The following is an 11,903-nucleotide window of genomic DNA, read 5'->3' on the forward strand; positions in this document are numbered from 1 at the left end:
CTATATTATGATCCTGCAACCCCCATACAGTCAGAAATGGATTTGACAACATGACCCAAGGATTGTCGGTACGCCAGGTACAGGATGTTTTTTTTCCTGCGCACAAACAGCACGTGTTTCACCGTATCAACCTCGAATATCTGGTTCCGCTACATGGCATGAAGCGCCAAGGCATTTACAGCCTGCTGGATGCTGGTATCCGTAACAACCTGCGCAAGTTTGGTAGTGCAGAGGATGTTTTGCACAGTTTGCGCCCTCAGCTTGAAGTACTCGCATCCCATGTTTCCATGCAAGGTTTGCGTTTGGTACAAAGCCGGGAAGATCTGCGTAAGCAACTGCAAGCAGATGGCAAGGCTGGTTTTGGTTTTTACCGCGCCGGAGTAGAGGCCGATTTTGCCAGCAAGCAGCTTTCCGAATCCCTGCTGGTACAGGGCAATGATGCCCAGCAACGGGTGGCAACCGCAGAATTCATGCTCAAGCAGGCACTGTCTGTCAATCAGCGCAATTACCGGGCGCATTTTGAGCTGGGCTGGATCTACCTGTTCCTGCTGGGCAGGTTGGATGAGGCGGCTTGTCATTTTGCCCAAGCTGCCAGTCTGGCGGAAAAGGATGACCCGGTATTTGCTGCTTTTGCCTTGCGCCATCTGGCGGATACCCGTTATGGCTTGCAGGATCATGGCAATGCGGTGGAAGCTGCCTTTGCCGCCCTCAAGCTGGGTTCGCAGCCAGACATGGAAAACCTGTACGAATGCTCACGTTATTTGGCAATGGCAGGGGACAAGGACACAGCCGCCCACCAGTTGGCACGGGTCGTGGCACGTTCCCCGCTGTATTACGTGCAGGCGCAAGTAGAGCCGGATTTCGGTGATGCACAGGAAATCAAAGTGGTGCTGCGTGACTTGCGGGCTATCAGGGTAAACCGTATCCAGACCTATGTGCACCAGAACTGGAAACAAAGCGCCCTGTCCGCCATGCCATTACCGGACGGCATTGATTCAAGCAGACTGTTCCGGCAGGTATTCCAACAGCATGTGCGGGTGATGTCACACTTGCCGTATGTCACTCTCAGCCAGCGTGAAAAACAGATCGGCAACATGATTCTGGATGCTTCCCAGAAGCGCATCGTGCGTGAAGTCAGGTTACGTTCACGTCAATACGAACAACACATGGAAAAACAGCGCTCCCGCTGGTCGTGGGTCAACCAGTTGGGGGGCGTCCTGATCCATGCGTCCGTGGTTCTGCTGTTGGCATCCTTGGTTTTCTATCTGCTGCGTTTTACCTCAGATCTGTTGGGTGTCGGCAGTCTGCTGGGTTCCGATGCCGTCATTTCCACGGTGCTGGGCAGTATGTTGCTGTTGGGGGTGACGGGCATCACCCTGTTCCAGTTCGTACCTTTCGGGGTGAAGAAGTTGTTGCGCAAGCAGGTTGAACTCGATAATACCCTGAACCTGCTGCAAACCTCCTGATGCCCAGCCACAAGGCGAGCAAGCCCAGTCCAGCCATTGCCCAGGCACTGACGGAACCAGCTCCTCCGGGATAGTTCATGCGCGGGTTGTCTGGCTGTACAGGGCTAGCGGCGTAAGGTGGTGGTGCATATTGCTGAATCCAGTGGGCATAGCTGGCTACGCGGGTGTAGATACCGTATTTGCCGGGCATGGCGCAGCCTTCGCCCTGACTGACAATCCCCACCTGCCGGTACACGCCATTTTGCCTTACCATCAATGGCCCGCCGCTGTCGCCGACACAGGCATCATGCCCACCTTGCGGCAAACCAGCACACAGCATGTTGGGCAAGATTTTGCCGTTATAGGAAGTGGGCTGGTTACAGACTTCGTTGGGTACGACCGGAATGGTTACTTGCTGGAGCTGATTGGGATAATCACCCGGTGCGCCACCTGGTGCGTTGGCGCGGCGTGCGCCCCAGCCCACTACGGTTGCTGCCGTGCCAGGTGGTGGATTATCGGCATACACCGGCATGGTTGCGCCTTCCAGTGGCGCTGTCAGCATCAGCAGGGCCAAGTCATTGGCGCCATTGCGTGGGTTGTATTGCGGGTGTACAACAATGCGCTGAACTTGCATGAATCTGCCACGTGGTGAATCCAGTCCGGTTGCACCGGAAAAAATTACCATGTCCGCAGGGCCATATTCATAGCTCAAGCCTGCCGCTTCGCCGGTGATGCAATGCCCGGCAGTCAGTACCCACAATGGATGGATCAGGTTGCCACCACACAGAATTTCGCCGGTGGAGGTGGTCTTGATGGCGACTACGGAAGGCCAAGCATTTTGCCCCGCCGGATTCCCCCCTACGATGCGCATGGTCATGTCGGAATTTGCGCCTGCCTGCTGCCAAGAAAACAGCAGGAGAAAAATTATCCCCAATACCTTGTACATTATATATCCCCTGTCACATTATGATTTGGCCCAACGTTTACGACCACAAAAAACACTGGATTACTGCATGAAACAGGAAAATTTTTTATGAGTTTTATTTTGATCACGGGTAATGCCGTCCTCGACATCGTGAATGGGGTTGACCATTACCCACAGGAAGACGAGGAAATGCGAGCCAGTAACCAATGGGTAGGCTGTGGCGGCAATGCAGCCAATACGGCACGGGTATTGGCTGCGCACCGTCACCGTTGTGACTGGGCAGGGGTGCTGGCAACGAACGCTGACGGGGAGCGTATTGCCAACAGCTTGCAAGCTGCCGGGGTCGGTCTGGAACATGCCAGCAGGCAAGCGGGCACGTCCCCTGTTTCCTGCATTACCCTCAATCAGGCCAACGGTAGCCGCACCATTGTGCATTACCGTGATTTGCCGGAATTGTCTGCGGCTGATTTTTGCCAGATTCCAGTAGAACGTTATGACTGGTTGCATTTTGAAGGGCGCAATGTGGCAGAGTTGGAGAAGATGCTGGCTTATACCCGCGACAACATTTTCGACCAGCCCGTTTCTCTGGAAATCGAAAAGCAGCGTGAGGGGCTGGCAGCGCTGATTCCACTGGTGGATCTGGTTATGTTCCCGCGTGCTTACGCCCAGCTACACGGTTTCAGTGACGCGGAAAGTTTTTTGCGTGACCAGCAGGCAAAATATGGAAGCATCTGGATGACCTGTACTTGGGGGGAGCAGGGTGCATGGGCGATTGACCAACTTGGGGTGGTGTTTCATGCCCCGGCACTCAAGGTGGAACAGGTAGTCGATACCACTGGATCCGGAGATGTGTTCAACGCCGGTCTGATCCACGCGCTGGCGACCGGGCAATTGCTGGAAGAAGCCCTGCATTATGCAACGGAACTGGCAGGACGCAAGGTCGCACAGCAGGGGTTGGAAGGTTTGATGTAGTGCCTGGGCTGTCAGTCCGGTGTCGCCTGTCCACGTAGTGCATAAAACTCGCTGACAAATGCCTCAAACCTTCCCTCCGCAATCGCTGTGCGGATGTCGCGCATCAGTTCCTGATAGTAATACAGGTTATGGATGGTATTCAGGCGTGCTCCAAGGATTTCCCCGCACTTGTCCAGATGGCGCAGGTAACTGCGGGAATAGTGCTGGCAGGTGTAGCAGCCGCATTGCTCGTCAATTGGGCGGGTATCGTGCTGGTACTGGCTGTTGCGGATTTTCAGCGTACCGTAACGGGTGAACAGGAAGCCGTTACGGGCATTGCGGGTGGGGATTACACAATCGAACATGTCCACGCCCCGGCGTACCGCTTCCACGATGTCTTCCGGCTTGCCGACTCCCATCAGGTAGCGCGGGCGGTCGGTAGGCAGCTCTGGCAGGGTGGCTTCCAACACCTTGTCACGTTCGTCCTTGGGTTCACCGACGGAGAGGCCGCCGATAGCGTAGCCGTCGAAACCGATCTCCAGCAGGCCGCTAGCCGAAACCTTGCGCAGTTCCTCATACATGCCGCCTTGCACGATGCCGAACAGGGCAGAGGGGTTGCCTTCGTGCGCTTGACTGCTGCGTTTCGCCCAGCGCAGGCTCAACTCCATTGAGAACCGTGCCTGATCGTAAGTAGCCGGGTAGGGGGTGCATTCATCGAAAATCATCACGATGTCGGAGCCAAGTTCACGTTGCACCTGCATCGAGGATTCCGGCGTCATCAATACCTTGTGCCCATCGACTGGCGATTGGAAGCGCACGCCTTCTTCGGAAATCTTGCGCATCTCTGCCAGTGAAAACACCTGAAAACCGCCGGAATCGGTCAGGATCGGTTTTTCCCAGTGCATGAAACCGTGCAGGTCGCCATGCAGTTGCACGATGTCCGTGCCGGGGCGCAGCATCAGGTGAAAGGTGTTGCCGAGGATGATTTCTGCGCCTAGCCCAAGCAGTTCTTCCGGGGTCATGGCCTTGACCGTGCCATATGTGCCGACCGGCATGAAGGCGGGCGTTTCCACCGTACCGCGCGGGAACGTCAGGCGTCCGCGCCGGGCTGTGCCGTCGGTGGTGAGCAGGTCGAACTGCATGTGGGACATGGGGTTTCCTTGGTTCAGGGCAAAGCGGGGATTTTAGCGGGTTGGGGGGAGCTAAGAAACCCATGACGACTTCTTCTTGCTGGACTTGTGGGGTTGATCTATAGAAAAATAGGGTATACAAAATTTTTCTGTTATTTTTCTGAAAACAGGCGTGTCAGGGGTCATGATCAAAACAATACTACGTTCCTTGCTGGTGGCAGCCGCTGTGTTGACACGTTTGCCTGTGCCACCTATTGAAGGTTTTTCTGCTGAAGAAAAAGGTCGTTCTCTGGCGTGGTTTCCTGTCATCGGTGCCTTGATGGGGCTGATTCTGGCAGCGATTGCCTGGCGGCTGGAGCATGTGGAACCAGTGCTGGCTTCCGTCATCTTGCTAACTTTGTGGATGTTTGTCAGTGAGTTGCATCATCTGGACTCGCTTGCCCGCAGTATTAGTGCGTGGTTCTTTGGTGAGATGTGTGCTGGCAAACAAGACAATAGTAGCCAACACCCCTCGGTTCCCCATCTGGGGGTCATGGGGGTAATGGCTTTGGTGATGATGGTCAAGTTCGCAGCGCTGTCTGTCCTGATTGAATACAAGGTCTGGCCTTATATCTTTTTCGCGCCGCTGATTGCCCGCCTGCTGGTGATCGCCCTGCTGGGCTTTACGCCAGTTGCTGCCAATGAGGGTGTGATGCAGGAATTTCGGGTGGAATTTCCTTATGTCGCGCTGTTTGTCTGGTTGTTGTTGGCAGTGCCGATAGCGCTGGTGGCAGGTATGCCCATGTTTGCCATGTTCGTGACACTGATATTGATCCGTTTCAGGTTGAAACGAATCTGTGGCGGTTTGACCTGGGACAGCATCGGAGCCAGCATTGTGCTGCTGGAAGCGGTAGGGCTGTTTGTGGCAGCCCTGTCCGCCTGATTTCAGGTAATTACGTCGGCAACTTCACGCCCGGTGAATTCTGTAATCCGGGCAACGTCAGCGGCAATCTGGATCAGGTCACTCAGGGCAACCTGTTCATCCAGAGCGTGCTTGCTGCTGTCAGGTTCGTAGCTTTCCAGATAAACCCGCAGGGTCGCGCCTTGGGTTCCTGTGCCGGACAGGCGGAACACAATACGTGCCCCATCAGTGAACAGGATACGGATTCCCTGGTTACGGCTGACAGAACCATCCACCGGGTCGGTATAAGCGAAATTGTCTGCATCAGCGACCGTGCGTTTGCCTAGTGTTTTGCCTGGCAATGAGGTCAGTTGCTCTTGCAAGGCTGCCATCAGTTCGTTGGCAGCTTTCAGGTCGATTTCTTCGTAGTCGTGACGGGAGTAGTAATTGCGCCCGTATTCTGCCCAGTGCTGGCGGACAATGTTAGCGACAGAATCCTGCTTTTCTGCCAGCAGGTTGAGCCAGAACAGAACCGCCCACAAGCCGTCTTTTTCACGCACATGGTTGGAGCTTGTGCCGAAGCTTTCTTCACCACACAAGGTAATGCGGCCTGCATCCAGCAAGTTGCCGAAGAATTTCCAGCCGGTTGGTGTTTCAAAGCAAGGCAAGCCCAGTTTGGCGGCAACACGGTCGGGCGCCTGGCTGGTTGGCATGGAACGAGCTATGCCGGTAATGCCACTGCGGTAGCCGGGGGCAACAGTAGCATTGGCTGCCAGTACTGCCAGACTGTCACTGGGGGTGACGAAAAACTGTTTGCCCAGCACCATGTTGCGGTCGCCATCACCGTCGGAGGCTGCACCGAAGTCGATTGTGCCATTGCGGGCGAATAGCAGTGACATCAATTCCTTGGCATGAGCCTGATTGGGGTCAGGATGCCCACCACCAAAGTCGGCCAGTGGTTGACCGTGCATGACAGTACCGGCGGGCGCACCCAACCGTTCTTCCAGAATGCGCTGGGCGTAAGGGCCGGTAACAGCGTGCATGGCATCAAAGCGCATGTTGAATTTGCCAGACTGGAGCATGGCAGCAATTTTGTCAAAGTCGAACAGGCTTTCCATCAGATCCATGTAATCGGCTACCGGGTCGATCACTTCAATCGGCATACCTGCCAGTTCGTAGTGACCCAGCTTGTCTAACGGGATAGGCTGGATAGGTGCAATCCGGTATTCGTGAATGTGTTGGGAAGTGGCAAAGATGGCTTCTGTCAGGCTTTCAGGGGCTGGGCCACCATTGCGGATATTGAATTTGATGCCAAAGTCGCCTTCCGGCCCGCCTGGATTATGACTGGCAGAGAGAATGATGCCACCGACTGCGCCATATTTGCGGATCAGGTTGGACGCTGCCGGTGTGGAGAGGATACCTCCTTGCCCGAGGATGACCTTGCCGAATCCGGCAGCCGCAGCCATGCGCAGGATGATCTGGATGGCTTCGCGGTTGAAATAGCGCCCATCACCGCCCAATACTAGGGTGCTGCCTGTAATACCTTCAACGGTATTGAAAATGGCTTGTACAAAGGTTTGCAGGTAATCGGTTTTCTTGAACTGCTTGACGCTTTTACGTAAGCCGGATGTGCCGGGTTTCTGGTCGGTGTAAGGTGTTGTTTTGATAGTCTGGATAGTCATGGGAATACGCTTGGTAACGGGTTTTTGTTAGGATCAGGTTTAGTCAGGCTTATTATGGATTTATGTTAGTTAAAGAACAACCCACTACTTTCTCCCCACGTCCAAAATCTTTTGTGGCTTTGATGGAGATGTATGAAATCAACTATATGCAATTGCGCTTGCTGTGTGGTGATGTACGCAACCTGCCTGCGGAAACGGTATCGCGGGTAGAACGCTGTATTCCGGTGGCTGTACGGATGATCGACAACTCCGCACATACATCCACGGTCTTGCTGACTTACCTGTTCAGTGAGAAAAATGGGGAGCAGCAGACTAGTCGCCCCGATATGTTGATCCGCATTTATCACGATTCCAGGCAAGCTGAGGTGATCAGTCACCGTTGCCGCCTGTCGGATGAGCCTGTCCAGTATTGGGGCAAGGAACTGGACACCATGTTGCTGTGCCGTTGGCGCATGAACCGTTTTCTTTACAAATGGGTCAGTTACTTGCGTAGGCAAGGCCATGGTTTTTCCTAGGGTTTACGCTACGTATAGTTATTGTATAAATAATGGAAGGTATAACTTCTTTCTGTATACTTGATCGAAGATAACAACCTATTTTTTGTATAAGTCAGGAGCACTAAAAATCTTGACTGTTTAAGTAGGTTTATCTAGTATGCTGACTAAATTAGTAGGAAATTAAGATTCAGCCACTCATGTTGCCAAGGAGTACCACATGAAATTATCAACCAAAGGCCGCTATGCGGTTACTGCTATGCTGGATTTGGCCATTCATGACCATCATGGCCCTGTGACGCTTGCTGATATTTCCCAATGTCAGGGCATTTCCCTGTCTTATCTGGAACAGCTATTTGCGCGTTTGCGCAAAGAAGGGCTGGTTGAAGGTGTACGCGGTCCGGGCGGTGGCTATCGGCTTGGGCGTCCTGCTAGTCAGATCAGCATTGCGGAAATCATCAAGGCGGTTGATGAAAACATTGATGTAACACGCTGTCTCGGTAACAAGGACTGCCAAGGTGGTGAAAAGTGCCTCACCCATCAGTTGTGGGAAGATCTCAGCAACCGCCTGTATGAGTTTTTGGATGGTCTGACACTGGCGAACTTCATTAATCGCCCTGAAATTCGGGAAGTAGCTATCCGGCAGGATACCATCGCCAGCCGTATTGCAACCATGTTCCCGCCCCGCACCAGCATGAGCGCTTTCATGTAAGCATGTGCATCATGAATGAAGTAAACGGGGCTGTGACAAGCCCCGTTTTTGTTTAAGCAGTCTTTTTGTATTTGGGCATGTCGTGGCGAACATCCAGTTGATGCAAATCCATGTGTGGCTGAATTTGCAACAACGTCAATTTTCCCAGATCATCGTCATTCAGCAGGGCTGCGCCGGTATCTATGTAATAGACATTGGCGTTCAACATGGGATTTTTGACCGGAGTATGCCCAAATACCGCCAGCGCAATACCTTCCACTGGCGTGGTACGTCCTGACATGCGCAGGTATTGGTAGCGGTTGCGTGACCATAGTGCGTAATCGGCAATGTCCTTGTCATTATACAAGGACTGGACAAACTTGTGCCAAGGCATCCCGGTAGGAATGTCGGCATGGACAATGCCAACCTGACCAATATTGGTAGTCACTTCAAATGCCAGCGGCAAATGTTCAATAACCTGACGGATGCGTGGTTGCATACTGGTAGGGATACGTTTCCACCAGTCACCACCGTTATAACGCATCCAGTTATCACGGATGGATGCACTGTTGATTGAATCCAGCAACATCCTTTCATGGTTGCCCATGATGGCATGGAACCAGGGATAATTGAGGAATTCGATAACACGGTGGGATTCGGGGCCACGGTCGATTAAATCGCCAACAGAAAACAAACGATCGCGTTCTGGATCAAAATTTACCCTGAGTAGTAAAACCTCCAAGGCAGAAAAAGACCCATGAATATCACCGGCGATGAAATCTCTTCCGCGTATATTCTTTCCAAAAAACTTGAATGGGGTATAGGACATACTTTGTCTTCCAATGACTATGTTTATTCATCACTATGATTTATTTAGGGCTTGGAAAACTGATTTTGTTATAACACCCAGTTCTAAATTTATTAAATAAACTCGAATTTAGCGAATACAAATATTTTTTAGTCAATAAATAAGAAAAGGTTTTTTATAGACATTGGAAGTATTTATATCCGCTATTACCTCTTGATAAGAAATACTAGCAGGAATACCCACCCAAGGATGAAGGCAGTTCCGCCAAAAGGTGTGATTATGGCGATTGCTGTAATTCCAGTCAGAACATACAGATACAGGCTGCCGGAAAATAGCAGAACACCGGTGATGAATGCATAGCCAGCGTAGTTCAACCATTGGTGTGCATATTTCTCGCGCAGCAAACCTGTCCCCAGCAGGGCAAATGCATGATAAAACTGGTATTCAACGCCAGTATGGAAGCGTTGCAGCATCCGGGGTTCCAGGATTTTTTCCAGTCCGTGAGCACCAAATGCCCCCAACATGACCGCAAGCATTCCCAACAGGGCGGCCGCTATAAGAAAATGGTTCCTTTGCATAAGATTTCAGTCCTCTATGAATACACATGAAAAACGCCAGCTATTTCAACGGATTTTGAGAATAATGACCAAGGCAGGTCTGCTGCTCTTGTTACTGGTGTTCCTGCGCAGTTGCTTTGCCTAGGTAGACATCATAGCGGACGGCCTTGCCGCTAATCACGAAAGCCGGTTTGTGCAAGGCCAATTCAGGGGCATGACGCGGGCGTTTGACCACAACGCGCTGTCTGGCGTACTGGATGGCAATCTCCAGCAGGGCATCACTGTCAGGGTCTTCGCCGACAACTTCGTGGAAAAAGCGCATTTCCTTCTGCACCAGGGCAGATTTTTGCCGTTCCGGGAACATGGGGTCGAGATAGATAACATCCGGTAGGCAAGTTGCAGGCAGTGTGGGTAGCCATGTATGGGCGCTGGCGTGGTACAGGTTCATGCGCTTAACAATAGCCAGGATGTCTGCGTCACCGTTGCGGTGGGCGCGTTGCAATCCATCGGCTAGCAGGGCGTGGACAGCGGGGGAACGTTCCAGCATGGTGATATGACAGCCCAATGTTGCCAGTACGAAAGATTCACGCCCCAGCCCAGCAGTGGCATCAACCACATGAGGGTGTTTGTATTTGTGCAAGCCGATGGCTTTGGCGATGTCCTGGCCTTTGCCACCACCGAACAAACGGCGGTGCTGGGCTTTGCCTGCGACAAAATCCACGTAGACTGCGCCGATTTTGGGATCTTGGGTGTCGTGGAGTTCCAGTCGCTCTGGCGTTTGTATCAGTTGATAACGTTCAGGCATCAATAATGCGGTGGTGGTGGCTCATCAGCGGCATTGCCAACCAGTGCGGGTTCGAGTGCCTTGAGCTTGTCATTGAGGCGTTCGATTTCCTGCAAGGCGCGGCGGATTTCCTGCTGTTGCAGGTAAACCTGCTGGCTTAGGGCTTCCAGCGTTTGCTCCTGTTCCATGAACAGGAGCTCCAGTTTTTCCAGACGTGCTTCCATCAGGAAATTATCTTCCTTTTACGGCGGCAATCCGCATCCGTAGCGCATTCAGTTTGATGAAGCCTTCCGCATCTTTCTGGTTGTATGCACCGCCGTCATCGTCAAAGGTGGCGATACGCGCATCAAACAGACTATCGTCGGACTTGCGGCCTGCCACGGTTGCAGCACCCTTGTACAACTTCATGCGTACCGTGCCGTTGACGAAGGCTTGCGAGGCGTCAATCATTTGCTGCATCATCTTGCGCTCAGGACTCCACCAATAGCCGTTGTAGACCAGCTCGGCGTACTTTGGCATCAGGCTGTCTTTCAGGTGCGCCACTTCGCGGTCGAGGGTCAGGGATTCAATCGCACGGTGGGCAGGCAATAGGATTGTGCCGCCGGGGGTTTCGTAGCAGCCGCGTGATTTCATACCGACGTAACGGTTTTCCACCAAGTCCAGACGACCGATACCGTTTGCACCGCCCAGTTTGTTGAGGGTTTCGAGGATGGCAGCGGCGGACATTTCCTGACCATCCAGTGCTACCGGGTCGCCGCCCTTGAAGGTGATTTCGACGTAGGTGGGCTTGTCAGGGGCAGTTTCGGGGGAAACGCTCCAGCGCCACATATCCTCTTCAGCTTCAAACCACGGGTCTTCCAATGGGCCGCCTTCGTAAGAAATATGAAGCAGGTTGGCATCCATTGAATAGGGGGATTTCTTGCCAGCCTTTTTGAAATCGACCGGGATGTTGTGCTGTTCAGCGTATTGCATCAGCGCTTCACGGGAATTCATGTCCCATTCGCGCCAAGGGGCAATAACTTTTACGCCCGGTTTAAGCGCGTAAGCACCCAGTTCAAAGCGTACCTGGTCGTTGCCTTTGCCGGTCGCGCCATGGGAAATGGCATCTGCGCCGGTTTCATTGGCGATTTCGATCAGACGCTTGGCGATTAGCGGGCGAGCGATGGATGTGCCCAGCAGGTATTCGCCTTCGTAAATGGTGTTGGCGCGGAACATCGGGAACACGTAGTCGCGCACAAATTCTTCGCGCAGGTCTTCGATGAAGATTTCTTCCGGCTTGATGCCCATCGCTAGGGCTTTGGCACGCGCTGGCTCGACCTCTTCGCCCTGACCGATGTCAGCAGTGAAGGTGACGATTTCGCACCCGTAATTTTCTTGTAGCCACCGGACGATGATGGAAGTATCCAAGCCGCCGGAATAGGCCAGCACGACTTTCTTGACTGACTGTGCCATGTCTGTTGTTCCCGTAGATAAATCGAAACACGGCATTATATGCCTGTTGCAACACCAAATAAATGCACCCGTGGTATGCTTGTAGGGTAATCGCATTAAACCGC

13 protein-coding genes are annotated in these 11,903 nt (G+C 52.9%); 5 read left to right on the plus strand and 8 right to left on the minus strand.

Annotation, left to right across the window (positions count from 1 at the left end; all coding sequences use genetic code 11):
* Positions 1 to 50: 50 nt before the first annotated feature.
* Positions 51 to 1,466, plus strand: a complete 1,416-nt coding sequence (locus B2U47_RS00745) for a tetratricopeptide repeat protein (protein WP_296674564.1) — start codon at positions 51 to 53, stop codon at positions 1,464 to 1,466.
* Here B2U47_RS00745 and B2U47_RS00750 read toward each other — a convergent pair.
* Positions 1,372 to 2,391 (minus strand): serine protease, encoded by a 1,020-nt coding sequence (locus B2U47_RS00750; protein WP_296674562.1) that lies wholly within the window; start codon positions 2,389 to 2,391, stop codon positions 1,372 to 1,374. The two genes, B2U47_RS00745 and B2U47_RS00750, sit on opposite strands and share 95 nt — an antisense overlap.
* A gap of 87 nt (positions 2,392 to 2,478) precedes the next feature.
* Here B2U47_RS00750 and B2U47_RS00755 point away from each other — a divergent pair, with 87 nt between their 5' ends.
* The gene (locus tag B2U47_RS00755; RefSeq protein WP_296674561.1) at positions 2,479 to 3,342 is read left to right on the plus strand and encodes a PfkB family carbohydrate kinase; all 864 of its coding nucleotides are present in this window, start codon (positions 2,479 to 2,481) and stop codon (positions 3,340 to 3,342) included.
* An 11-nt stretch (positions 3,343 to 3,353) separates the two neighbouring features.
* Here the strand turns inward: B2U47_RS00755 and tgt are convergent, their stop codons facing one another.
* Positions 3,354 to 4,463, minus strand: coding sequence for a tRNA guanosine(34) transglycosylase Tgt (tgt, locus tag B2U47_RS00760; RefSeq protein WP_296674765.1), 1,110 nt, complete (start codon positions 4,461 to 4,463; stop codon positions 3,354 to 3,356).
* A gap of 172 nt (positions 4,464 to 4,635) precedes the next feature.
* Here tgt and B2U47_RS00765 point away from each other — a divergent pair, with 172 nt between their 5' ends.
* Entirely contained in the window at positions 4,636 to 5,373 is a 738-nt protein-coding gene (locus B2U47_RS00765; RefSeq protein WP_296674559.1) for an adenosylcobinamide-GDP ribazoletransferase, read from the plus strand.
* 2 nt (positions 5,374 to 5,375) lie between these two features.
* Here B2U47_RS00765 and B2U47_RS00770 read toward each other — a convergent pair whose 3' ends face one another.
* Positions 5,376 to 7,013 carry an alpha-D-glucose phosphate-specific phosphoglucomutase gene (locus B2U47_RS00770; protein ID WP_296674558.1) on the minus strand — a complete coding sequence of 546 codons (1,638 nt, stop codon included), beginning with the start codon at positions 7,011 to 7,013 and terminating at the stop codon, positions 5,376 to 5,378.
* A 62-nt stretch (positions 7,014 to 7,075) separates the two neighbouring features.
* Between B2U47_RS00770 and B2U47_RS00775 the strand changes: the two genes are divergently transcribed.
* The gene (locus tag B2U47_RS00775; RefSeq protein ID WP_296674556.1) at positions 7,076 to 7,528 is read left to right on the plus strand and encodes a DUF1249 domain-containing protein; all 453 of its coding nucleotides are present in this window, start codon (positions 7,076 to 7,078) and stop codon (positions 7,526 to 7,528) included.
* A gap of 199 nt (positions 7,529 to 7,727) precedes the next feature.
* On the plus strand, positions 7,728 to 8,219 hold the full coding sequence (iscR, locus tag B2U47_RS00780; RefSeq protein WP_296674554.1) for a Fe-S cluster assembly transcriptional regulator IscR: 492 nt from the start codon (positions 7,728 to 7,730) through the stop codon (positions 8,217 to 8,219).
* Positions 8,220 to 8,271: 52 nt separating this feature from the next.
* On the opposite strand, the gene B2U47_RS00785 is transcribed toward iscR, so the two are convergent.
* The 5 genes from B2U47_RS00785 to B2U47_RS00805 form a co-directional block, all read right to left on the minus strand.
* The gene (locus B2U47_RS00785; protein ID WP_296674552.1) at positions 8,272 to 9,027 is read right to left on the minus strand and encodes a metallophosphoesterase; all 756 of its coding nucleotides are present in this window, start codon (positions 9,025 to 9,027) and stop codon (positions 8,272 to 8,274) included.
* A 185-nt stretch (positions 9,028 to 9,212) separates the two neighbouring features.
* Positions 9,213 to 9,584, minus strand: a complete 372-nt coding sequence (locus tag B2U47_RS00790) for a DUF423 domain-containing protein (protein WP_298682349.1) — start codon at positions 9,582 to 9,584, stop codon at positions 9,213 to 9,215.
* Positions 9,585 to 9,675: 91 nt separating this feature from the next.
* On the minus strand, positions 9,676 to 10,368 hold the full coding sequence (locus B2U47_RS00795; protein WP_296674551.1) for a class I SAM-dependent methyltransferase: 693 nt from the start codon (positions 10,366 to 10,368) through the stop codon (positions 9,676 to 9,678).
* Positions 10,368 to 10,571, minus strand: a complete 204-nt coding sequence (locus B2U47_RS00800; protein ID WP_296674549.1) for a SlyX family protein — start codon at positions 10,569 to 10,571, stop codon at positions 10,368 to 10,370. Before B2U47_RS00800 ends, B2U47_RS00795 begins: the two co-directional genes overlap by 1 nt.
* Before the next feature lie 7 nt (positions 10,572 to 10,578).
* Complete coding sequence (locus B2U47_RS00805; protein WP_296674548.1) at positions 10,579 to 11,799, minus strand: argininosuccinate synthase; 1,221 nt, start codon at positions 11,797 to 11,799, stop codon at positions 10,579 to 10,581.
* Between the last annotated feature and the right edge of the window lie 104 nt (positions 11,800 to 11,903).

The sequence above is a fragment of the Thiothrix sp. UBA5583 genome, from assembly GCA_002425225.1.
GTDB lineage: Bacteria > Pseudomonadota > Gammaproteobacteria > Thiotrichales > Thiotrichaceae > Thiothrix > Thiothrix moscowensis.